At 70.9% G+C, this 22,289-nt stretch carries 20 protein-coding genes and 1 pseudogene; 8 read left to right on the top strand and 13 right to left on the bottom strand.

What is annotated here, in order from left to right:
- Positions 1 to 10: 10 nt before the first annotated feature.
- The 10 genes and pseudogenes from ACE1OC_RS09105 to ACE1OC_RS09060 all read right to left on the bottom strand — a co-directional run.
- A pseudogene (locus tag ACE1OC_RS09105) lies at positions 11 to 2,046 on the bottom strand (lantibiotic dehydratase family protein); the annotation flags it as partial.
- 5 nt (positions 2,047 to 2,051) lie between these two features.
- On the bottom strand, positions 2,052 to 3,350 hold the full coding sequence (locus ACE1OC_RS09100) for a lanthionine synthetase C family protein (RefSeq protein WP_351440815.1): 1,299 nt from the start codon (positions 3,348 to 3,350) through the stop codon (positions 2,052 to 2,054).
- Positions 3,351 to 3,490: 140 nt separating this feature from the next.
- Positions 3,491 to 3,676, bottom strand: coding sequence for an FDLD family class I lanthipeptide (locus ACE1OC_RS09095; RefSeq protein ID WP_250740585.1), 186 nt, complete (start codon positions 3,674 to 3,676; stop codon positions 3,491 to 3,493).
- A 167-nt stretch (positions 3,677 to 3,843) separates the two neighbouring features.
- Positions 3,844 to 4,164 (bottom strand): response regulator transcription factor, encoded by a 321-nt coding sequence (locus ACE1OC_RS09090; RefSeq protein ID WP_250740583.1) that lies wholly within the window; start codon positions 4,162 to 4,164, stop codon positions 3,844 to 3,846.
- Positions 4,161 to 6,044: an ABC transporter ATP-binding protein gene (locus tag ACE1OC_RS09085; protein ID WP_407836574.1), complete on the bottom strand. Its 1,884-nt coding sequence runs from the start codon at positions 6,042 to 6,044 to the stop codon at positions 4,161 to 4,163. Before ACE1OC_RS09085 ends, ACE1OC_RS09090 begins: the two co-directional genes overlap by 4 nt.
- Positions 6,041 to 6,481: a lasso peptide biosynthesis B2 protein gene (locus ACE1OC_RS09080; RefSeq protein ID WP_250740579.1), complete on the bottom strand. Its 441-nt coding sequence runs from the start codon at positions 6,479 to 6,481 to the stop codon at positions 6,041 to 6,043. Before ACE1OC_RS09080 ends, ACE1OC_RS09085 begins: the two co-directional genes overlap by 4 nt.
- Entirely contained in the window at positions 6,478 to 6,729 is a 252-nt protein-coding gene (locus ACE1OC_RS09075) for a lasso peptide biosynthesis PqqD family chaperone (RefSeq protein ID WP_250740577.1), read from the bottom strand. The genes ACE1OC_RS09080 and ACE1OC_RS09075 overlap by 4 nt, the downstream gene beginning before the upstream one ends.
- A gap of 10 nt (positions 6,730 to 6,739) precedes the next feature.
- Complete coding sequence (locus tag ACE1OC_RS09070) at positions 6,740 to 8,410, bottom strand: asparagine synthase-related protein (protein ID WP_250740575.1); 1,671 nt, start codon at positions 8,408 to 8,410, stop codon at positions 6,740 to 6,742.
- Between the two features lie 127 nt (positions 8,411 to 8,537).
- Entirely contained in the window at positions 8,538 to 8,657 is a 120-nt protein-coding gene (locus ACE1OC_RS09065) for a keywimysin-related RiPP (RefSeq protein WP_250740573.1), read from the bottom strand.
- Between the two features lie 259 nt (positions 8,658 to 8,916).
- The gene (locus tag ACE1OC_RS09060; protein ID WP_250740571.1) at positions 8,917 to 9,390 is read right to left on the bottom strand and encodes a GntR family transcriptional regulator; all 474 of its coding nucleotides are present in this window, start codon (positions 9,388 to 9,390) and stop codon (positions 8,917 to 8,919) included.
- A gap of 316 nt (positions 9,391 to 9,706) precedes the next feature.
- On the opposite strand from ACE1OC_RS09060, the gene ACE1OC_RS09055 reads away from it, so the two are divergent.
- From ACE1OC_RS09055 to ACE1OC_RS09040, 4 genes are all read left to right on the top strand, one after another.
- The gene (locus ACE1OC_RS09055; RefSeq protein ID WP_250740569.1) at positions 9,707 to 10,180 is read left to right on the top strand and encodes a helix-turn-helix domain-containing protein; all 474 of its coding nucleotides are present in this window, start codon (positions 9,707 to 9,709) and stop codon (positions 10,178 to 10,180) included.
- Positions 10,181 to 10,241: 61 nt separating this feature from the next.
- On the top strand, positions 10,242 to 10,757 hold the full coding sequence (locus ACE1OC_RS09050; protein WP_407836573.1) for a hypothetical protein: 516 nt from the start codon (positions 10,242 to 10,244) through the stop codon (positions 10,755 to 10,757).
- Positions 10,754 to 11,893, top strand: a complete 1,140-nt coding sequence (locus tag ACE1OC_RS09045; RefSeq protein ID WP_407836572.1) for an MAB_1171c family putative transporter — start codon at positions 10,754 to 10,756, stop codon at positions 11,891 to 11,893. The genes ACE1OC_RS09050 and ACE1OC_RS09045 overlap by 4 nt, the downstream gene beginning before the upstream one ends.
- Positions 11,894 to 11,906: 13 nt before the next feature.
- Positions 11,907 to 13,088, top strand: a complete 1,182-nt coding sequence (locus ACE1OC_RS09040; RefSeq protein WP_407836571.1) for an amidohydrolase family protein — start codon at positions 11,907 to 11,909, stop codon at positions 13,086 to 13,088.
- A gap of 390 nt (positions 13,089 to 13,478) precedes the next feature.
- On the opposite strand, the gene ACE1OC_RS09035 is transcribed toward ACE1OC_RS09040, so the two are convergent.
- The gene (locus tag ACE1OC_RS09035) at positions 13,479 to 14,672 is read right to left on the bottom strand and encodes a magnesium and cobalt transport protein CorA (protein ID WP_407836570.1); all 1,194 of its coding nucleotides are present in this window, start codon (positions 14,670 to 14,672) and stop codon (positions 13,479 to 13,481) included.
- 164 nt (positions 14,673 to 14,836) lie between these two features.
- Between ACE1OC_RS09035 and ACE1OC_RS09030 the strand changes: the two genes are divergently transcribed.
- Together ACE1OC_RS09030 and ACE1OC_RS09025 are read left to right on the top strand one after the other, a co-directional pair.
- Positions 14,837 to 16,000, top strand: coding sequence for a winged helix DNA-binding domain-containing protein (locus ACE1OC_RS09030; protein WP_407836569.1), 1,164 nt, complete (start codon positions 14,837 to 14,839; stop codon positions 15,998 to 16,000).
- A gap of 237 nt (positions 16,001 to 16,237) precedes the next feature.
- A complete protein-coding gene (locus ACE1OC_RS09025) occupies positions 16,238 to 17,788 on the top strand; it encodes an AMP-binding protein (protein WP_407836568.1) in 1,551 nt (516 codons plus the stop codon).
- 90 nt (positions 17,789 to 17,878) lie between these two features.
- On the opposite strand, the gene ACE1OC_RS09020 is transcribed toward ACE1OC_RS09025, so the two are convergent.
- Both ACE1OC_RS09020 and ACE1OC_RS09015 read right to left on the bottom strand, forming a co-directional pair.
- Positions 17,879 to 18,367 carry a glutathione peroxidase gene (locus ACE1OC_RS09020; protein WP_407836567.1) on the bottom strand — a complete coding sequence of 163 codons (489 nt, stop codon included), beginning with the start codon at positions 18,365 to 18,367 and terminating at the stop codon, positions 17,879 to 17,881.
- A 42-nt stretch (positions 18,368 to 18,409) separates the two neighbouring features.
- Positions 18,410 to 19,228 (bottom strand): hypothetical protein, encoded by an 819-nt coding sequence (locus ACE1OC_RS09015; protein WP_407836566.1) that lies wholly within the window; start codon positions 19,226 to 19,228, stop codon positions 18,410 to 18,412.
- Positions 19,229 to 19,494: 266 nt separating this feature from the next.
- Here ACE1OC_RS09015 and gcl point away from each other — a divergent pair, with 266 nt between their 5' ends.
- The gene (gcl, locus tag ACE1OC_RS09010) at positions 19,495 to 21,276 is read left to right on the top strand and encodes a glyoxylate carboligase (RefSeq protein WP_243339237.1); all 1,782 of its coding nucleotides are present in this window, start codon (positions 19,495 to 19,497) and stop codon (positions 21,274 to 21,276) included.
- Positions 21,277 to 21,405: 129 nt separating this feature from the next.
- On the top strand, positions 21,406 to 22,056 hold the full coding sequence (locus ACE1OC_RS09005; RefSeq protein ID WP_407841517.1) for a phosphotransferase: 651 nt from the start codon (positions 21,406 to 21,408) through the stop codon (positions 22,054 to 22,056).
- Positions 22,057 to 22,289 lie beyond the last annotated feature (233 nt).

The raw sequence follows: 22,289 nt of genomic DNA, 5'->3' as shown, positions 1-22,289 counted from the left end.
CGGACTCGACGAGATAGACGTGGCGGGGCACGTTCCAGCGCCGGCGCCAGCCGTCGAGGTCGTCGAGCGGGTGCGTGGACGGTGTGCCGGCTGCGGGTGCCGCGAGACCGGTCCTGCCGTGCGCGCCCGCGGGGTCCGTGGCGGCCGCGGGACTTCTGGTGAGCCGCCACTGCGCGGGGCGCAGGACGATCTGCCCGCGGGTGACGCGCGGCAGGAAGGGGGCCGCTTCGGCGGGGCCCCAGTGGAAACCGGAGGGCATGACACAGCCGTCCTGGGAGGCCTCGAGTAGGAACCGGGCCACGTTCGGCGCCATCGCCGGGCTGAGCATGTGGTGCTGGGCGACCACGACCTCCCGGTCGAGTTTCCGGGACCACAGGTGGAACCGGTTCCCGCTGACGCCGACGAGGATGTCTGCGAGGGGGAGGACCTGGTCCGGGCCGACGGACGGCGTGGTGTTGACGGGAATCTCGTACGGCCGGACGGCGGGGCGCAGGGTGATGTTGGCCGCACGGCCGTACGGGGGCAGGAACGCGAGCTCCGCGTAGGCGACGTCGGGGAAGAGCGCCTCCTCCGCGCGGGCGTACCCGCGCAGCCGCTCGGCGGCGGACTCGCCCAGCAGCTCGCTGAAGCGTCCGAAGGTGCGGCCCCCGTAGGTGAGGCTGTCGTAGCGCAGGACGGCCTGCCACTCCCCCCGGTCGAGGGCGGCGCGGTCGGCGGCGTGCAGCTGGAGGTAGACCTCCATGGCGGGCGGCGGGTCGGGCACCGGCCCGCGCGGGAGAGGCGCTCCAGCCAGGCGTCGGTCAGCTCGACCTCGAAGGACTTGTCCCACCAGGCCTGCTGGGCGAACTCGACGAGCAGGGCGTCCAGCCGGGCGGTGTGCTCGGGCGTCGCCCCCGGCAGTTCGATGCTGCGCGGCGGGTTGGTGTAGGTCGGCGGGGCGTCGAGCCCGGTGTCGGGGCTGAGCAGACCGAGTACCGGGACGCGGGTGCCCTCGCCGTAGCGTTCGGTGAATTCCTCGCGGTAGCGCGTCAGGTGGTTGCGCGTACCGTGGGCGGCGCTCAGGCGGACCAGGACACCGACGGCCTCGGCCGCCGCCTCGCCGATCGACGCGTTCAGTACGGGACCGTCCAGGTGCAGCGCCATGTCGGCCTGGTAGGGGCGGCCGTCGTGCCCGGGTACGAGGTCCTGCTGGGCGGCGGCGAGTCGGCGCAGGGAGGCGGCGTCGTCCGCCCGGTCGGCGAGGTCGGCGACGGCGCTGAGCCGGTCGGCCGTCTCCTGCGCGGCGGGGATGCCGGTGAGCCTCTTCAGGACATGGTGTTCGGGCCGTTCCGCGGTCTGCGGGGGCCTCAGGTCGCTGATGAGGAAACCGAGGTCCCACATCTGCCGGACCAGGCCCTCGACGGTCTCGGCCGTGACCTCGGTGAAGGCGGCGGCGAGTTCGGCGGTGATCCGCTCGTACGGGACCGGGGTGGCGGCGGTCCGCATGACGAGCCCGACGGCGGGCGTGGCCCGGATGCGCACGCTGCGGGCGTCGTGCCGGCCGTACTTGTCGGCCTGCGGCAGGACCACGCGGTCGCCGGCCGTGTCCGCCATCGGGTTGAGGACGAGCCGGAGCCTGCGGAGCAGGTCGTCGGACTCGTCGAGGCGCTTGATCAGCCCGAGCAGCCAGCCCATGTCGGCCCGCACGCGCAGCCGGTGCTCCTCGGGCCGGCCGAGCCGGGCGGTGGTGGCGGGGCCGAACTCGCCCATCGCCACACCGGAGAAGGCCCCGAAGGGCGTGGGCCGGGTCGCCATGCGCGTGACGTAGCGCAGCAGCCCGGAGTGCAGCCGGCGCAGGCGCTTCTCGCTCAGGTCGCCGATGCGGTCGAGACTGTCGGCCAGGTCCCCACTGGCGACGAGGAGGGCGCGCGTGACGTCCGGACGACGGGCGAGGTCGACGAGGGCCCGCGGGGTGTCGTCGGGGTCCGCGGTCACGTCGAGCCAGGTGCGGGCGGGCAGGGCCGGGGAGCGCAGGAGGAAGAAGCCGGCGGGCTCGTACGGGGTCATGGGCGTCACCGGCCGAGGAAGGCGCGGAACCAGTCGGGCCGCCGATCGCCGGTGGCGGCGAGCAGCGTGAGCGCGACGCCGGTGGCCCCGGTGAGCAGTCCCGGGTCGTCGACGGGTTTGCCGGGCTCCTCCAGGTCGGCGAACCCGAGCGGGCGGTCCGGCTCGTGGCGGTCGAGGAGGTCCCCGACCAGTTCCGGCAGCCGCTCGCGGGCGGCGGCGCTCCAGGGGGCGAACTCCAGTGCCAGCATGACCAGTCCGGCGAGGCCGTGGCAGAGGGTCGGCGACAGTGGCCGGAGGTCCCCGAGGCGGGCGAGCGCGCCCTCGAAGGCGCCGACGGCTTCGGCGCGCAGTTCGTCGTCGAGGGTGGCCTCGGCGACCGTGAGGAGGGCGCCGGCGACGCCGAAGGTGCCGTAGCACCAGGCGATCCGGTCGTGCACGCATCCGGCCGAGACCTCGTGGCCGTGTTCGTCGACGGGCGTGCCGTCGCTCCACAGGGAGCCGTGCGCGTCGGTGTCCGCCTGCGCGCGGATCCAGCCGCTGAGGGCGGTGACGGCCTCCAGGTGGCCCGGGCGGCGGTTGCCCGAGGCCCAGGCGGCGGCGAGGGCTGCGGCGATGCCGGGGACGCCGTGCGAGAGCCCGAGGTTGAGGTACCCGTGCGGGTACCTCGCGAGGTAGTCGCCGACGGGTGGGTAGTACGCGGGCGTGATGAGCCAGCGGTGCGGGGTGCCCGCGGTCCCGGCGGGTCCGGCGAGCCAGATGAGGTAGTCGGCGAGTACGGCGGCGGCCTCGGTGACCCGCTCGGAGGGCTCGGGGACGGAGCTCAGCTGGGCGAGGGTGCCGGCCGCGCCGGTGACGAGGTCGTAGTCGAGGTCGCTGACGGCCCGTTCGGTGCGGTGCGGTGGCGCGGCGAGGACCTGCTCGGCCAGCTGGTCCGTCAGCCGGTCGAGGCTGGGGCGGAAGCGGGGTTCGTCGCGGGTGACGTCCGCGAGGGCGAGGAGGAGGCCGCTGGTGCCGGCGAACAGACCGTGGTGCTGCAGAGGTTCGGTCTGGGTCGAGAGGACCGCCTCGCGTATGTGGCCGGAGGCCGTGTCCAGGTCGCCGAGCCCGGCCCGGGCGGCGTACAGGTGGAGCAGCGCGGTACCTGCCTGGCCGTGGGTGAGACTGGGCGGGTACCAGGCGCCGGTGGTGTCGCTCTGCTCGGCGGCGCGGAGCGCGAGGTCCTCGACCTGAGCGGTGGTCGCGGTCTCCCTCAGAACCTGCCGGACGGCTGTCCGCGCCAGGCTCACGAGGTCGTCGTCTGCCACGCGGGCCCAGGCTTCGGTACCGTGGTGGGTGAGGTGCATGGTGGTCGGCCCCTGTCTGATCGGCGTGCTTCTCTCGCTCTGCGACGACGGGTGCTGCCGTGTCTCGACCACGGCAGCACCCGTCGGGAACTAGCCCGTGGCTACTTGCCGCCCACGCAGAAGGTCGTGCAGAGCGAGGTGCAGACACAGGTCTTGCTGGCCTGGCAGGTCACCCGGGTGCAGACGGTGCGGGTGGCGATCCCGGAGATGGACGGCGGGGGCGCCTGCTCGCCGGTGGGGCCGGCGGGGGCGGAGATCCGGGCGTCCAGGTCGAATGCGTCAGACATGACTTTCCTTTCGTCATTCTTCCCGGCGAATCGCTTCGTCGGGGGCTCCGGAGGGATTTTCTGAAGCCAGGGAAATCGTGTCGAACACCGTGCGTCCGTTCCATTGGCCGTGGCGACAGTATTCGCCGTAGGACCGGATCTCGAACGGGCAGCATTTTCAGGACTCTTTACGGACCAATCCGGTTCCCGGCGTCCGCGTGTTCCGTGGAGAACACGTACGAAGCCAGGCAGACGGTCAGGCGTGAGGAGAGTTCGAGTTTTTCCATGACCGCAGCGACGTGTGCGCGCACGGTCCGTTCGGTCACGTGCAGCCGCTGGGCCATCGTCTCGTTGGAGAGCCCTTCGGCGAGCAGGAGGAAGGTCTCCTGCTCGCGCGGGGTGAGTCGGCCGACCCGTTCGAGGGCCGGTGTCCAGTGCGGTGCGCCCGGCGCGCGTGCGCCGGCGGTCGCGTGGGGTGCGGTGGGGGTGCGGGCAGGGGTGGGGCTCACGGTGCTGCGACGCTCCTGTCTGGGGCGGGCCGGCCGAGGGGCGGCGTGAGGTGGTCGGTGGTCAGCCTGCGATAGAACGGGTCCTCGGCGAGCAGCTGTTCGTGCGTGCCCTCGGCGCCGACACGGCCCTCGTCGAGGACGACGATCCGGTCGGCCGCCCGGACGGTGGACATGCGGTGGGCGACGACGAGCAGGGCGCGTTCTCGGGAGATGTCCCGCAGGACGTCGGTGAGTTCCCGTTCGTTGATGGGGTCGAGTTGAGACGTGGGTTCGTCGAGGAGTACGAGTTCGGGCCGGGCGAGCAGGGCGCGGGCGATGGCGACCCGCTGGCGTTCTCCGCCGGATAGATTGAATCCCCGGTCGCCGACTTCTGTCTCCAGTCCGTTCGCCAGGCGTTCCACGAGTTCTTCGAGATTCACCATCCGGAGCACTTCCCGGATTTCTCTCTCACTCGCCTCGGGTTTCGCGTAGACGAGATTGTCCCGCAGGGTTCCGTACAGCAGGGGCGCGTGCTGCTCGACCAGGCCGATACGGGCCCGTAGGTCGCGCGGATCGACGCCCCTGACGTCGACGCCGTCGAAGAGGACGTGTCCGGCGTCCGGTTCGTGGAACTTCTCGGCAAGGGAGACGATCGTCGTCTTGCCGGCGCCGGACCGGCCGACCAGGGCGATGAGCCCGGTGCGCGGCACGGAGAACGAGACGTCGCGCAGTACCGGGCGGTCGTCGTACGCGAAGGAGACCCGGCGCAGTTCGAGGAGCGGGGGCGGGGTCGCGGGCGATGCGGCGGGGGCAGGGAGCGGTACGGGCGCACCGTCCTCCGGGTCCTGCTCGACGGGCAGGCGCAGGACGTCCTCGATCCGGCGGAGCGAGCCGAGACCGCGCTGGATCAGGCTGAGCGCGTTGAAGAGGCCTGCGAGCGGCATCACCAGGTAGGTGGCGAACAGCAGGAACGCGACGAGTTCGCTGACGGACATGGAGCCGTCGGAAACCCGGACCGCGCCGACGAGCAGGACGAGGAGGAACGAGCCGTTGACCGCGATCTCCATGGCGGGCCCCACGACGGAGCCGAGCTTCGCGGAGCGGACGCCGGCGGTGTAGGCGGCGTCGACGTCCGCGCCGATGCGCTCGGCCTCCCGGTGTTCGGCGCGGGCGGCCCGCACGGTCCTGATGCCGCCGAGGGCGCGTTCGAGGTCGGCGGTCATCGCACCGACACCGGCGAGGGCCTGCTCGGTGCTGGTCCGGATGCCGGCCATCACGCCCGCGACGAGGACGGCGGCGATCACCAGCGTCCCGGCGACCACGAGGAACATGACGGGGTCGATCCACAGCATCAGTCCGGCGGCTCCGACTCCGGTGATGGTGACCGTCACGAGCTGGACGAAGCTGCCCGCGACCATGTCCCGCAGCATGGTCGTGTCGGTGCCGACCCGGGAGAGCAGGTCGCCGGCGCGCCGGCCGTCGAGGTCCCGGAGGCGGACGAACAACAGCCGTTCGACGAGTCCGCGGCGCAGGCGCCGGACCACGCTCTCGCCGGTCACGTCCAACAGGTACTGACCGGCCGCCTCGAGGGCGGCCTGGACGAGGAAGAGAGCAGCCAGCGTCACGATGAGCGCGGTGACGGCCCGGTCGGCGGAGACCCGGTCGATCAGACGCATGGTCAGCAGCGGCTGGAGCAGCCCGAGGGCGGTGCCGACGACGGTCAGTGCGAGCGAGGCCCCCACGGTCCGGCCGCTGCCGCGCAGCAGGCGCAACAGGTCACGGGTGCCCGGGCGGGCACCGTCGGCGGGGTTCTCCCCCGGGCGCGCCACGGCCGCGGGCACGCCCTCGGTTCCCCGGCCGGTTCCGGTCGTCGCGCCGGACGGATCCGCGTGGTCGGTCATGAAGGGCTCCTCTCCTCGCTCCCGGAGCCCACGGTGATCAGCCTCCGGAAGTAGCTCTCGGGTAGTTCCTCGCCCACCAGTCGGCCCTCCGCCTCGACCCAGGCGTGGGCGCCGAAGGGAGGCGCGGCGCGGACGCCGACGCACCACGTGGGCCACTCGCCGCGGGCGCGGCAGAGCAGGGCCGTGGCGACCGAGCGCGGCAGGCAGCCCTCACGGCCGGCGCAGACGGCGCTGACCGTGGTGACGGCCTGCCGGGCCCGGTAGGTCCGGTCATGGCCGGCCGGGCGGGCCCCGCGGGACACCACGCCGAGCACCCGCGCCAGTCGGGCCGGCGGCAGGAGCAGCAGGGGCCGGCCCACCGCAACGGCGAGGCGGGCTCCGGCGCGCTGGGCGAAGGACGTCCCGGTATGGGTCTCAGGGACCGGATGGAAGCTCATGGGCTGACCAGCCGGGCGTCGCGCAGGGCGGAGAGCAGGGTGCTCACGTCGGACTGCGCCCGGTCCGCGTCGACGTCGAACTCGGCGCACAGGGCATCGGCGATGTCCTTCGCCGGGGTGCCGTCGAGCAGGCCGGCCAGGACCGAGCTGCCGGTCGGATTGAGCTCCCAGTACTCACCCGTACTGCCGTCGAGCAGGATCTTGCCGTAGTCGGTGTCCACCACGGACACGTCCTCGCGCAGTTGCATGGGTTCCCCTTCAGATGGTGCGGAGCCAGATCTCGCAGGCGAGCGTGGCGTCGAGGCCGCCGTGCCGGAGTTCGGGCGACGAGGGCCGCAGGGTGATGTCCAGGAGCTTGTCGGCGTCGACCAGTCCGGCCTTGGCGAGCAGCGAGTCCCGCCACAGCTCTGCGAGGCGTTCGCGGTTCTCCCGCAGCCCGTTGGCGGCGTCGGCCGAGGCCTCGCCCTTGGTGGTGCGGCGCAGCAGTGCGTCGGGCATCCGGCCGCGCATGGCGCGCTTGAGCAGCGGTTTGAACTCCCATGGCGTGGCGCGTTCCTCGGAGCGGACCGACCAGCACGCCTCGACGACGCGGTCGTCGAGGAAGGGGCTCGCCAGGGGCAGCCCGCTGTGCTCCGCGACCTGGTGCAGGATTCGGGTGGCCCGCGTGCCGTGGTGCAGGGTGTGGATCTCGTTGTGGAGGGCGCGGGTGGTACCGCGGGGCTGTGCCGTGCCGGCGGCCTCCCGCAGGCTCCGGCGTACGGAGGCGGCGGCGTCGGCGGTGGCCCAGACCGGCAGACGGGGCGGGATGTCCCAGCCGAAGACGTCCGGGCTGTGCGGGGCGGGTCGCGGGGCGGTGACGTCGTCGGCGACGTCCGCGAGCCACCTGCCGTAGGGGCGGCTGTCGGCGAGGACGGCCAGGGTCTCGCGCAGCGACCAGCGGTTCTGGGCGCGGTAGCCGCGGATGCTGCGCAGTGCCGTGAGGGGACGGGTGGCCAGCAGGTCACGGTGGTGGGCGGGATGCCCCCACAGGACGTGGTCGCCGCCCATGCCGGTGAGGTGGAGGCGCGACCCGCCGGCGAGGAGCCGGTCGTGGCCGACCAGCTGGCGCGGCTGGTCGAGGATGGTGGGCAGGGGTTCGTCGACGGGTCCGCGCACGTCCAGCAGACCGCTGTAGAAGAGTGGGATCTCGTCGATGTCGAGCAGGATGTGCTCCAGGCCGTCGATCTCGGCGGCGGCGAGTTGGGCCCAGTGCACGTCGTCGTCGCCCGGGTCCCTGCTGGGCATGGTGAGCGCGGGTAACGGTGCGGTGCTCACGCCTGCAGCGAGGGCACAGATGGTGGTGGAGTCGAGGCCGCCGGAGAGGTCGGCACTGACGCTTCCGGCTGCGTCCACCCGCAGGCGTACGGCTTCGTCCAGCGCCGCGCGGAGCGCCTCCGCCCCCTCGGCGAGAGGGACTTGTGTCTGCGGGGGCTGCCACCAGCGGACCGTCCGAGGGGCGGAGCGGCCGAAGCGCAGGAGTTCGCCGGGGACGACGGAGTGCACACCGCGCCACAGGGGGACGTCGCCCAGCGGGTGCGGGACGGAGTCCAGCAGTCGCAGGGCGAGGACGTCCTCGTCGAGGGGCGCGTCGAACAGCCGGGCCAGGACGTCGGAGCGGTTGGCGGCGACGGTGACGCCGTCCTCGGCGGCGTGGAAGAGCCGGCGCATCCCCGAGGCGGTGCCGTGCGCGTGGATCTCGCCGTGTGCCTCGGCGATGACGTGGAAGTCACCGGGGAGGCGCGCGGTGACCCGGTGGACCTCGCCGGGATCGCGCACCCCGGCGATGTGCGCGCTGAGTTCGGGTGCGCCGACGGGGGTGTGCCCGACGAGCGTCACGGAGATTCCCCGGTCGTTGCGGGCCTGGACGGACGTGGCCCAGTTGCCCAGCACGAACGGTCGTCCTGACGGGTGTGTGAGGGTGCGTTCGGCTCGTGTCCCGAGCCGGGAGGCCACGGCGAGGGCGGCCTCACAGTCCGGAAACAGCGCGAACCATCCCTCGCCGTGGCGTGTCATCGGACTACCAGCCCAGGGGCAGACGGACCTTGGGCTCGTGCGGTCCGCGCTTCAGGAATCCGGTGTCCTTGCGGAAGTCGCCGGCCTTGGACAGAGCCGGAACCTCGTAGATCTTCTTGGCCATGGTTCTCATCCCTTCTCGAGTGGCTTTCCAACGGGACGACCCCGTTTCCCGGGAATTCGGTGGCCGCCTGGAAAGATCCTCGATCGGTGGCCACCCGCCGCTCAAGGAGCAACCGGTGGTCGACACGGTCCGCGATCGGGGCGGCCGGTCCTCCCGGCACCTCTTGTCAGGGGCCGCCACCTGGCAGAAGAGGGACCGGCCCGAGAAGGATCCGCCGGTCCGGGCGTGCGGGATCGGCCTGGTCTTCTTGGCCTGTTGGTCACTCTCCGCTTGAGCTTCCTTGGCTCCATCCCGGCCTGCGGCCGCGCGCCGTCGGCAGCCCGCGCCGCGTCGCCCTCCCGTGGCGGGCGGCCATCCTGGGCATCCGTTCGATGGCGGAGATGATGGCGGCGCGCGGGATACCCGAGACGTCTGCGAGGTTGACGACCCGTTGGAGTTGGTCGGAGATGTCATCGAGGCCCACCGGGCCGGAAGCCGGCAGGACGACGGCACCGCGTCCGCGCCCGAAGTCCACGACGCCTTCGCTGCGCAGCATCCGCAGCGCGCGGAGGATCGTGTTCTTGTTGGCGCCGTACTCCTTGCCGAGCTGGTCGGCGGGCGGAAGGTACTCACCCTGGGGGTAGAGGCCCGACGCGATGTCCATCCTGAGTTTCGCCCGGATCTGGGCGTAGAGCGGTATCTCGGCGGCACTGCTGTGGAGGTTGATGTTCCCCGTTCCGGACGCAGTTGACATGTGCTGCTCCCCCTTCTGGTTCACGTTGTGCTCAAGCACTCGTGCCACGCCGTCGACTCGCCGGGGCAGGGGGCAGCCTCAGGGACGGCTTCCGCGTGGTCGGTGCGGAGCCGATGGCTGCCTTCGTCGTTCCCCGGGTCCGGCATAGACCCATGTCGATTCTTGGGTGGACCGTTCTTTCACATCGGTTGATGGCTGGTGCAGCCGTACCGTAGTCCGCACCTTGACGCTCTTCAACCAGTATGGAGATAGTGGACGTTGCATCGATTCATCCGAGTGGAAGAACAGGGCTGGCCGGACCAGGGGGGTGGGCGTCATGCCAGAGGAACCGGAACGTGGGTTCGCCGACAAGCTGAACAGGCTCTTCGAGACCGTCAGACCGGATCCCGGCCACGAGTACAGCAACGAGCAGGTGGCCTCTGCCATCCGGGATACCGGAGTGTCGATCTCTCAGAGCTACATCTGGCAGCTGCGGAAGAGCAAGAAGACCAATCCGACGCTGCGTCATCTGCAGGCGCTGGCAGCCTTCTTCGGAGTCCCCGCGGCCTATTTCGTGGACGACTCGGCCACCGCGCGCATCGAGGAGCAGCTCTCGGCCCTCGCCGCCGCGCAGGCACGACTGCACGAGGCGTCGCAGGGCAGTGATGTGAAGCTGATGGCCATGAGGGCGGGTCAGTTGTCCCAGAAGCACCGCGAACAGGTGATGGATCTGCTGGACGTGGTCTACCGCCTGGAGCAGGCCGAGGGCGGTCCCGGCCAGGACGATGGCCTGAATCGTCCTGGATCATGATGGTCTGACGCCATTGGATGGAGTCTCCAGGCCCCAGGAGATCCACCAGCGGAGTTGGCCCGTGAGCGAACGTACGTTACGCAAACGATGTCGGAGCATCCTCAGGGAACTCGGCGTCACCGCCCCCTTGCGGGTCCCCGAGCTGTGCCGGCTCCTCGGCGAGCACCGCGGACGGCCGATCCGGCTGGTCCCGTACTCGCTGCCCGTCCCCGGCCCGTACGGTCTGTGGATCGCCGGCGCGCAGGCGGACTTCATCTTCTACCAGAAGGAGACCAGCCGGGCGCACCAGGACCACATCGTGCTCCACGAGGTCGGGCACATCCTGGCGGACCACGGGAGCGACGAGTCCGAGGACGCCGTCTGGCAGGAGGTGCTGCCGGACCTCTCGATCGAGGTGATCAACCGCGCGCTCCGGCGCACCTCCTACGCCGAGGAGAGGGAGCGGGAGGCGGAACTCGTCGCCACGATCATCCTCGAGTGGGCGTCGGTGCTGGACCGGGTCACGCCCCGCGCGCCGGGTGACGTCTCGGCCCGACGGGTGCACACGGCGCTCGCGGACCGGCAGGGGTGGTTGTGAGCGTGCTGTCCCTGGTGCTCGCTGTTGTTCTGTACGGCTCGCTGCTTTGGACGGGGCGGCAGGTCGTACGCGATCCTTCCGACCGGCTACTGCGCGCGGTCTTCCTTTGCATGTTCAGTGCGGGTCTCTCCTTCCCGTTGGGCCTGCCCGTAGTCATCCGCCTCGTCGACGGGCTCGCCGGGGACGGTGTCGCGAAGCTGCTGCAGAACCTCTGCCTGCTCGGAGCCGTGTACTTCCTGGGGTGCTTCTTCATCCACTCGGCGTCCGACCCGACCTCGGCCCGGACACGGGTGCGGTGGCATGCGGTGCCGTTCGCCGCGACTGCGGTGATCGCCTCGGCAGCCATGGCTGTGACGCCGCACACCGAGCGGGGCCACACGTACGCGACGGCCGACATGAGGGTCCCCGGTGTCGCGGTCTTCTACCTCTCGGCCGGCGCCTACCTTACGTATGCCGTGGCGGCGGCGCTGTTCTGGACGGTGCGGTACGCGCGGCTGGCGAGCCGGCCGTTGGCGACCGGGCTGCGGATGGTGGCCACCGCATTGGCTGGCATGGTGCTGGCCTCGGCGGCACGGGAGTGCCTGACGCTCGTGCGCCTGCTCGGCGGTGGTGTGCCCCACCCGGTGATCACCGGCGCGAAGCTCCTGCTCGACCTCGCGATCCCCCTCTTCGTAGCGGGCGTGGTCTACCCGGGGCTGGTGACGCGCTGGGCCAGCATCCGTCTGTGGTGGCACCACGGCCGCGTCTACCACCAGCTGGCACGCCTCTGGGAGGCTCTGCACCTGGCGTTCCCGGAGGACGCGCTCGAGCGCACCGGGGGCGGTCGCCGCTGGGACGTGCTGAGTCCGCGGGGCGTGCACCGGCGCTACTACCGGCGTGTGATCGAGTGCCGGGACGGGCTCGTCCGGATCAGTCCCTATCTGGCGCTGGAGGCGGCCACGGCCGACGCCGAGGCGCCACTCACGCCCGACGTCGCGGCGCGCCATCTGAGGTCCGCGCTGCGGGCGTACGCCTCCGGAGAGGACGCGCCCTCCCAGGCCGTTCCGGTCGCGCTGCCCGGCGAGGGCGACGGCGGACTGGAGAGCGATGTACGGCAGTTGATCCGGCTTTCCGAAGCCCTGACAGCACAATCCTGAACGAGGAGTGACGATGGACACCCTGATATCTGCCGGGCGCGTGGTGACGGGACCGCACGGCCAGGTCCTGGCGGACGGCGCCGTGCTGGTGCGAAACGGCGTCATCGTGGACACCGGACCGCGCCGCGAGGTGGAGTCCCGCGCCCCCGCGGGCATTCTCCGTCACGACTTCCCCGACGGCACGCTGCTGCCGGGGCTCGTCGACGCGCACGTCCACCTCGTTCTGGACGCGGGGCCCGATCCGGTCGCGGCGCTGCGGGAAGCGGACGATGCGACGGTGGCCGAAGGCATTGCGGAGCGGGCGCTCGGTCTGTTGAACGCGGGCGTCACCACCGTGCGCGACCTCGGCGACCGGAACGGACTGGTGACGCAGTTCCGCGACGCCGTCAGGGCGGGGCGGCTGCCCGGACCGCGTGTCCTGGCGGCCGGCACTCCTGTGACGGGACCCGGCGGACACTGCTGGTTCCTGGGCGGAGAGGTGAACGGCGAGGACGCCGCCAGGGCGCTGGTCCGCCGCAACGCGGAGCGGGGCACGGACCTCATCAAGGTGATGGCCACGGGCGGGGGCATCACCAAGGGCGGGCCGCCGATCTGGGCGCCCCAGTTCACGGCCGAGGAGCTCCGGACCATCGTGCGGGAGGCGGCGAGTGCCGGCCTCCCGGTGGCGGCGCACGCGCACGGCACCGCAGGTATCGTCGCGGCGGTGGAGGCCGGGGTGAGCACGATCGAGCACTGCACGTGGATCGACCAGGATGGCTTCCGGCTCCTCGACGACGTCGTCGACGAGATCGCCGCCCGGGGCATCAGGGTCTGTCCGGCGGCCAGCCCCGACTGGCGCGGCTTCGCCGAGCGCTTTGGACATGAGCGCGCGGAGGAGATGTTCGGCGGGATCCGCCGAATGCGCGAGCGCGGGGTGCAGCTGCTCACCGGCACGGACGCGGGCGTGAGCCGGGCGGTCTTCGATGACTTCGTGTCCAGTCTCGAGTTCTTCGCCCATCTGGGCTGCACCTCGCAGGAGATCGTCGACCTGGCCACCTGCGAGGCGGCGGACGCACTCGGGCTGGGCAAGGTCACGGGGCGCCTGCTCCCCGGCCTCCGCGCGGACCTCCTGGTCGTCGATGGTGATCCCCTGAGCGATCTCCAGGCGCTGCGTCGCGTTCGGCTGGTGATGGCGGATGGCCGTGTGCATGCCTGACGGGGGGACGGGCGGGAAACGGAACGGCGTTGGGGCGAAGGCGGGACATGACCGGTCGTCCTGGCTGGCCTTGGGCCCCGCTGAGCGCAGCGTCTGCTCTCACTGTCCGTGATGAGGCCCGACGCCGTCAGGTTTGGTAGACGCCGCAGATCGATAACCCGCGTTGCTCCGGCGTGCGGCCGACAGCTCGTGAGGCCAGTCGATTCTCCCCGGATTCTCCCCACCGGTCGTTGGATGCCAAAAAGCCCTGGTCAGGGGATCGTCAAGGACAGCACGAGGAGATCGTCCGCATCACTTCTCCCCAGGGACTCCCCAGAGTCCCAAATGGGAGGCTTGCGCGGGAAGTGCAGGCGCAAATCGCGCGTGCTGCGTGAAGGGGTGAGCCTCCGCTTATAGCCAGTCCCGACGCTTGAAGATCACGTACAAACTGACGCAAACCATCCCCATCAAACCGATTGCGAAGGGGTACCCGAGGCTCCAGCCCAGTTCCGGCATGGAGTCGAAGTTCATGCCGTAGATGGTGCCAACGAGTGTAGGTGCAAAGAGGATGGCGGCCCAGGCCGAGATCTTCTTGATTTCCTCGTTCTGCTCGAAGCCCGCCTCGGCCAAGGCGCGCATTTCGGCGTTTTGTTGTTGGGAGACCAGGGTGGCGTTGACCGTCAGGATTTCTGTGAGGGCCTGGCGGAAGCCGTCCACGCGTTCGCTGGTGTGGGTGACGTGGTCGGCCACGTCGCGGAGGTAGCGCTGGAGTTCCTCGTCCGTGCCGTACTTCGCGAAGCCGGCCATCAGGCTGTGGAGCATGCCGACCAGGGGGCGGGTGGCGCGTTGGAACTCGACCATTTCCCGGGAGAGTTCGTAGATGCGGCGGGAGACTTCCGGGTCGCCGCTGAAGACCTCGGTCTCGATCTCGTCCATGTCGATCTGGACCCCCTCGACGACGGGGGCGTAGCCGTCGACCACCGCGTCGAGGATGGCGTACAGGGCGGCTTCCGGGCCGAGGGAGAGGAGTTCGGGGGACTCCTCCATGCGGCGGCGGACCGCCGAGAGGTCCGGGGCCGCTCCGTGGCGGACCGTGATCAGGAAGTCGGGGCCGACGAAGACGTGGAGCTCGCCGAAGTCGACCTCCTCCAGAGCGTCCAGGTAGCGGGCGGCTCGCAGGACGACGAAGAGGGTGTCTCCGTAGCGCTCCAGCTTGGGGCGCTGGTGGGCCTCCAAGGCGTCCTCGATGGAGAGCGGGTGGAGGTTGAACTCGTCGGCCAGGGAGTGGAGTTCGGATTCCGTCGGGCGGTGCAAGCCGATCCAGGCCATGCCGTCGGGTTGTTCGCGCAGCCGGCGGAAGGTGTCGGCCAGGGTGGTGGGTGAGGCGACCCGGACTCCGTCGCGGTAGACCGCGGAGTCGATCACGCTGCGGTGGTCCGCGGGCGTGGGGGCCGGCGGGGGCGGCTTCGGAGCCCGTGGCGGTGTGGCCGGGGGAGAGGAGGGGAGAGCGGCCGGGCGTCGCCAGCCCACCCGCTTCGCGGGCCCGGCCCCGGGCGCGGCGGCGGACGGGGGTGCGGGGCGGCGGCGGTCTGGTCGCTCCGACATCGCAGGTCAGCTCCCGGTCGAACGGGTGTTTACGGGCAAGGTGCAGGATATCCGGGTGAATGGTCCCCCGGGTTCCCCGGGGTCCATTCGAGTCCGGGTGGGCGGATGCGGCCGTAACGGAGTTGCGGACAGAAGGTGTCCGCATGGGCCGCTACGTTGCTGTCATGGCCTCCAAGACGACGCGTCCCGTACTCGACACCCGTGCGCTGAACCGTGCCACGCTCGCCCGCCAGCTGCTCCTGACCCGCGCCGAGATGTCCGCGCAGGACGCCACGGAGCACCTGCTGGGGCTGCAGGCGCAGAACGTGAAGCCGCCCTACTTCCAGCTCCACGCCCGCCTCGCCGGCTTCGGGCCGGCCGAGCTCGCCGGGCTGATGGAGTCCCGGCAGGTGGTCCGGATGGTCACCATGAGGTCCACCATCCACACCCACACCGTCCACGACGCGCTCACCCTGCGTCCCCTGGTCCAGCCCGCCCGCGACCGGGAGATCAACTACTTCCGCAAGGGCCTGGTCGGAGTGGACCTGGACAGGCTGGCCGAGCGGGCGCGGGAGTTCGTGGAGGCCGAGCCGCGGACCATGGCGGAGATACGGGAGGAACTGCTCAAGGAGTGGCCCGGAGCCGACCCGCAGTCGCTGTCCGTCGCCGCGCGCTGCCGGCTGCCGCTCGTCCAGGTCACCCCGCGCGGGGTCTGGGGGAAGAGCGGGCAGGTCCGCCTCACCACCTTGAGCGAGTGGGTGGGAGGAAGGGACGCGGGCGGAGTGGAGGGCGGGGGGCCCGGTGGGGAGGCCTCGGGGATCGATGACGCTGTTCTGCGGTATCTCGGGGCCTTCGGGCCCGCCTCCGTCAAGGACATGCAGACGTGGGCCGGGCTCACCCGGCTGCGCGAGGCCTTCGAGCGGCTGAGGCCCGTTCTGGAGGTGTTCCAGGACGAGAACGGCGTCGAACTCTTCGATCTGCCCGACGGGCCCCGCCCCGATGCCGAGCAGCCCGCCCCGCCCCGTTTCCTTCCCGAGTTCGACAACCTGCTCCTCTCCCACGCCGACCGCTCCCGGGTGATCCCGCCCGAGCTGAAGGGGAGTAGCTGGACCGGGAACCAAGCCCACTGCACGCTGCTCCTCGACGGCTTCCTCGCCGGGCTCTGGAAGCTGGACGGCCCCAAGGGCGGTGGGAAGGAAAGCGCCAAGGGCGGCGGGACGCTCACCGTCGAGTTGTTCTCCGCCGTCTCCAAGGCGGGCAAGGCGGAGATCGCGGCCGAGGGCGAGGTGCTCCTCGCGGAGATGGGCGACGGGGCGGGTGAGGTCCGCTTCGGGCCCATCCGCACGTGAGTCCGGACCACCCGTGAGCCCGGACCGTGCGTGAGTCCGGACCGCCCGTGAGCCCGGACCCCGAATGAGCCCCGTCGCGCTCTGGTGGCCCGTACGCCGGACACGGCACGATGCCTGGCACGACCGAGATCACCCGCGATCGTTCTCGTTCGTGGGGCGGGCCGCTCGACCACCGACGGACGGCGGCGCGCCTCCTTCATGCAGCTGTTCGGGATCAGGGACCCAAGGAGAGAGCACATGCGGATTCCCATGACCGTCACGGACTTCCTCGACCGGGCGGAGCTGGGGTTCTCGTCGAGCCCGGGCGTGGTGGACGAGCCGGATCAGCCCGCTCCACCGGTCCCCGATTCGACCTACGGGAGGCTGGGCGAGCGCGTACGGGCCTGGCAGGCGGGATTCGACGCGCTGGGGGTGGGCGAGGGCGAGCGCGTGGCCGTGGTCAGCCACAACTCCGCCCGGCTCCTGGAGCTGCTCTTCGCGGTGCCGATGAGCGGGCGCGTCTGCGTACCGGTCAACTTCCGGCTGAAGCCGGAGGAGGTCGACTACGTGGTCCGGCAGAGCGGGGCCTCAGTGCTGCTCGTCGACCCGGAACTGGACGAGGAGCTGTCGGGCGTCAAGGCCCGCCACCGCTTCGTCCTCGGCCCGCAGACCGACGCCGAGCTGATGCGCTTCGGGGTGGAGCCGCGCCCCTGGTCGCACCCGGACGAGGACGCGACGGCGACGATCAACTACACCTCGGGGACCACCGCCCGCCCCAAGGGGGTGCAGCTCACCCACCGCAACATCTGGGTGAACGGGCTCACCTTCGGACTGCACACCCGGGTCTGGGAGCGTGACGTCTACATGCACACGCTGCCGATGTTCCACTGCAACGGCTGGGGCATGCCCTTCGTGATGGCCGGGCTCGGCGTCAAGCAGGTCGTGCTGCGCAAGGTCGACGGCGCCGAGATCCTGCGCCGGGTCGAGGAACACGGGGTCACGCTGATGTGCGGTGCGCCGGCCGTGTGGAACACCGTGCTGGACGCGGCGGCGAGCTGGGAGGGCGAGATCCCGGGCCGCGACCGGGTGCGGGTCGTCTGCGCGGGAGCCCCGCCGCCGAGCCGGACGATCCAGCGCATGGGCGAGGAGCTGGGCTGGGAGTTCACGCAGATCTACGGCCTGACCGAGACCGCGCCGCTGCTCACCTTCAACCGGACCCTGCCCGCCGACGCCGCGCTGCCGGCCGAGGAACGGGCGCGCAGGCTCTCGCGTGCGGGGCTGCCCGCTCTGGGGGTCAAGCTGCGGGTCTCCGAGGACGGCGAGGTCCTGGCCAGGTCGAACGTCGTACTGGAGGGGTACTGGGACAAGCCGGAGGAGACCGCGGCCGCACTGCGGGACGGCTGGTTCCACACGGGTGACGGCGGCACGGTCGACGAGGCCGACGGCCATCTGACGATCTCCGACCGGAAGAAGGACGTGATCATCACCGGCGGCGAGAACGTGTCGTCGATCGAGGTGGAGGACGCGATCTTCAGCCATCCGGCGGTCGCGGAGGTCGCCGTCATCGGTGTGCCGCACGAGAAATGGGGCGAGACGATCAAGGCCCTCGTGGTCCTCGCCGAGGGAGTCGACGGAGAGGCCGTCCAGGAGGCGGAGATCATCGCCCACTGCAAGCAGCGACTGGCCGGGTACAAGGCTCCGACGACGGTCGAATTCCGCGCCACCATCCCGCGTACGGCCACCGGCAAGATCCAGAAGTTCAAGCTCCGCGAGCCGTACTGGTCGGGCCTGGAGCGGCAGGTGAACTGACCCCGTCGGGGCGACCCCGGGGCCAGGTGAACGACCGAGGGCCGGTACGGGGCTGCGCGCGCAGCCCCGTACCGGCCCTCGGGTGTTGCTCTAGGCAGGCAGCAGGGCCTCGATCGCCGCGATGACCTCGGCGGACTCGGGCTCCGTACGCGGGCGGAAGCGGGCCACGACCTCGCCGGCGGGGGAGATCAGGAACTTCTCGAAGTTCCAGGTGATGTCGCCGGCCTCGCCCTCGGTGTCCGGAACCTTCACGAGCTCCTTGTAGAGCGGGTGGCGGTTCTCGCCGTTGACCTCGGTCTTCTCCAGCATCGGGAAGGTGACGCCGAAGCCGGCCGCGCAGAACGTCTGGATGTCGTCGGCGTTGCCCGGCTCCTGGCCGCCGAACTGGTTGCAGGGCACGCCGATGACGGTGAAGCCCTTCTCCTCGTACTTGAACTGCAGGCGGGCCAGACCCGAGTACTGAGGGGTGAGACCGCACTGCGAGGCGGTGTTCACGAGCAGGATCGCCTTGCCCTTGTGCGCGGCGAGGCTGGTGGGCTCGTCGGACAGGGTGGTCAGCGGGATGTCGTACAGGCTCATCAAGCTCTCCTCGGCAGGCGACACACGTAATACCCCCCGAGCCTAGGCCCCCATGCCGACGAGGTCCTCCGCCGGGTCGTTGACCGGCTGGGGCGTGCCCGTGAAGTCCATGACGAAGAGCGGTATCCCGAGGTCGTCCGCGCGGGCGCGGGCGTCTTCCGTGTATCCGGCGAGGGAGAAGTAGACGCTCGTCGCGCAGGCGGTGAGCCCGTTCAGCCAGACGCACTCCACCGCCCGCAGCCCCGCCGGGGCCGTGGTCGGGTCCACCTGGGCGACCAGGCCGGGGGCCCGCAGGTCCACCGCCGCCGACGGGATCGGCCGCCCGTCGGGCTGGCGCACGTCCTGGAAGCCGAGCCAGCGCAGGTACAGCGCGGCGGTGACCACCGCGTCCCGGGCGGTCCGGATGGTCACGGGCCGGAACGCCGGGCGGGGCACCGCGGGGTCGGCCGGGGCCGGACCGACGGGCGGTCCCGGCCGCCCCGGCGACTTCGGCGGCTCCACTCCGCGAGAGGAAGGAGAGGGAGGCGGAGGGAGAGGCGGAGAAAGAACGGAAGGAGGGGGAGCGAGAGGAGTGTGCGCAACCCCGCCCGCCGGCTCCAGCGGATGCACCGGAACCAGTACGACCGTCCCGCAGGAGGTGCACCCCACCTCCGGATGCGGCCACTCGCCTTCCCGCCCGCAGGCCTCGCACCGCACCGCGACCCAGCTCTGCGTCCAGGTGCGGTGGGTCAGCTCCCGGGGCGGCGAGGTCAGGTCCAGGGGAGGGGTGACCGGGTTCCCGCAGGCGCAGGGGAAGACCGGGGCGGCGTAGCCGTTCTCGCGCAGGCACGCCGGGCAGCGCACCGGTACCGCATCCGCCATGAGACCTGGACCCCCTTCGTCGCTGTGCGTAGCCCCATGGTCCACCACCTGCCACCGGAGGGGTGGGCAGACCCCCGATTTTCCGCCGGGTCCTGGTTTTTCGTACAACTCACTGCCCAAGACGCGGCTTTTGGTGGGTTCCGGGGTGCCGTACCGCCTTGACGTTGTGGGGAGTCGCCGCTTAGCTTGTTCCGTATAGCAGAACAAAACTTCCGGATTACGGAAAAGCCTGACCGCCAGACCCGCAGGAGAACTCGATGCCTCGTATGACAGCCGCCGCCGCTGCAGTGGAGATCCTCAAGCTCGAGGGTGTCGAACAAGCGTTCGGCGTCCCCGGTGCTGCGATCAACCCGTTCTACCGCGAGCTCAAGAACGTGGGCGGAATCGCTCACACGCTGGCCCGCCACGTCGAGGGTGCCTCGCACATGGCCGAGGGTTACACCCGCGCCAAGGCCGGCAACATCGGCGTCTGCATCGGTACCTCGGGCCCGGCCGGCACCGACATGATCACCGGCCTGTACTCCGCGATCGCGGACTCCATCCCGATCCTGTGCATCACCGGTCAGGCTCCGGTCTCGAAGCTCCACAAGGAGGACTTCCAGGCCGTCGACATCGCCTCGATCGCCAAGCCGGTCACCAAGAAGGCGACGACCGTCCTGGAGGCCGCCCAGGTTCCGGGCGTGTTCCAGGAGGCCTTCCACCTGATGCGCTCCGGCCGTCCGGGCCCGGTCCTGATCGACCTCCCGATCGACGTCCAGCTGACCGAGATCGAGTTCGACCCCGAGACCTACACCCCGCTGCCGGTCTACAAGCCGAGCGCCAGCCGCGCCCAGGCCCGCAAGGCCCTGCAGTTCCTGCTCGAGTCCGAGCGTCCGCTGATCGTCGCCGGTGGCGGCATCATCAACGCCGACGCCTCCGACCTGCTGGTCGAGTTCGCCGAGCTGACGAACGTCCCGGTCATCTCCACCCTCATGGGCTGGGGCGTCATCCCGGACGACCACGAGCTGGCCGCCGGCATGGTCGGTGTCCAGACCTCGCACCGCTACGGCAACGCGACGTTCCTCGAGTCGGACTTCGTCTTCGGCATCGGCAACCGTTGGGCCAACCGTCACACCGGTTACAACCTCGACGCCTACACCAAGGGCCGCAAGTTCGTCCACGTCGACATCGAGCCGACCCAGATCGGCAAGATCTTCGCCCCGGACTTCGGCATCGCCTCGGACGCCAAGGCGGCCCTGGAGCTCTTCGTCGAGATCGCCAAGGAGCTCAAGGCCGAGGGCAAGCTGCCCGACTTCAGCGCCTGGGCCGCTTCCGCCCAGGAGCGCAAGGCGACGCTGCTGCGCCGCACGCACTTCGACAACATCCCCATGAAGCCGCAGCGCGTCTACGAGGAGATGAACAAGGCGTTCGGCCCCGAGACCCGCTACGTCACCACCATCGGTCTGTCCCAGATCGCCGGTGCGCAGATGCTGCACGTCTACAAGCCGCGCAACTGGATCAACTGTGGCCAGGCCGGCCCCCTCGGCTGGACCATCCCGGCCGCCATCGGTGCCGCCACCGCGGACCCGGAGACCCCGATCGTCGCGCTGTCCGGCGACTACGACTTCCAGTTCATGATCGAGGAGCTGGCGGTCGCCGCCCAGCACAAGGTCCCCTACGTCCACGTCCTCGTGAACAACGCCTACCTGGGTCTGATCCGTCAGGCGCAGGGCGGCCTGGGCATCAACTTCGAGGTCAACCTCGAGTTCGAGAACATCAACACCCCCGAGCTGGGTGTCTACGGTGTCGACCACGTCAAGGTCGCCGAGGGCCTGGGCGTCAAGGCGATCCGCGTCACCGACCCGGACAAGCTGGGCGAGGCCTTCGAGACGGCCAAGAAGTGGGCCCAGGAGCACCAGGTCCCGGTCGTCGTCGAGGCCATCCTCGAGCGCATCACCAACATCTCGATGAGCAAGACGGTCGACATGAGCGACGTCACCGAGTTCGAAGAGGTCGCGACCGAGCTGGGTCACGCCCCCACCGCGCTCCGCAACACCCTGCCCGCCTAGTCCCATCAGGCTGGTCTAGCACCACCGAACGGCCCCCGTCCCTCCTCCAGGAGGAACGGGGGCCGTTCCGCGTCCCCTACGAGCCCCAGGTCCCACCCCCGTTCCGCCAGGCGGCCCGCCGGCGTGCCCATGCGCCTGGCGGTGGTGGAGGACGTCCGCGGGGGCACGCTGGAGGCGCTCTTCGATACCGATCCTGCCGCCGCGCGGAAGGCCTTGGCCGACCTGGCCCGGACCCTCGGCCGGATGCACGCCCACCACGCCCCCCGCTACGGCAGGGCGGACCTGCTGGAGCGGGGAGGCGTTGCCCTCGGCAGCTCCTGCGAGCAGCTGGTCCTCGACCGCGCCCTGGGCGACCTCGGGGAAGCGGCGGGGCGCGACGGCAGGATCGGGGCGGCCCGCGGCCGGCTCGACGACCGGCTCCGGAGCCTCCGGGCGCTGGTGGCGCCGCGCACGGAACACGGACTGGTCCACGGGGAGCTGGGCCCCGACCACGTCCTCGTGACCTCCGAAGGGGAAGCGGTCCTCATCGACATCGAGGGCCTCATGTACTTCGACGTCGAGTGGGAGCACGTCTTCCTCCGGCTGCGCTTCCACGAGCGCTACGGGGCCCTGGCCCGTCCGGGCCTCGACCCGCGGCGACTCGCCCTCTACGAGCTGGCCATGCGCCTCTCCCTCGTGGCCGGCCCGCTGCGGCTCCTCGACGGGGACTTCCCCGACCGGGAGCTCATGGAGGGCATCGCCGAGCACAACCTCGAGGAGGCGCTGGCCCTGCTCCCGTAGAGCACGCACGCCGGGCAGTCCCGGGGCATGACAAAGAGCCGAGTCACGGGACCGTCCGTGACTCGGCTCTTTGAGTGTGTGTTGCTTGTTACCGCCCGACGGTACGAGGCTGGCGCGACAGGACGTTCGCACCGCCGGGCGGAGTTGTGGTGGGAGGTTCTCCTCATATACAGGGGACTCTGTGCGTGGCCCCTGTATATAGAGGAGTGATTTTGGCTGGGACCGTGGCGAAC

The sequence above is a fragment of the Streptomyces stoeckheimensis genome (assembly GCF_045822005.1).
GTDB classification, from domain to species: Bacteria; Actinomycetota; Actinomycetes; order Streptomycetales; family Streptomycetaceae; genus Streptomyces; species Streptomyces stoeckheimensis.
Note: the sequence above shows the minus strand (reverse complement) of the source record. Positions and strands in the feature narration are given on the sequence as shown.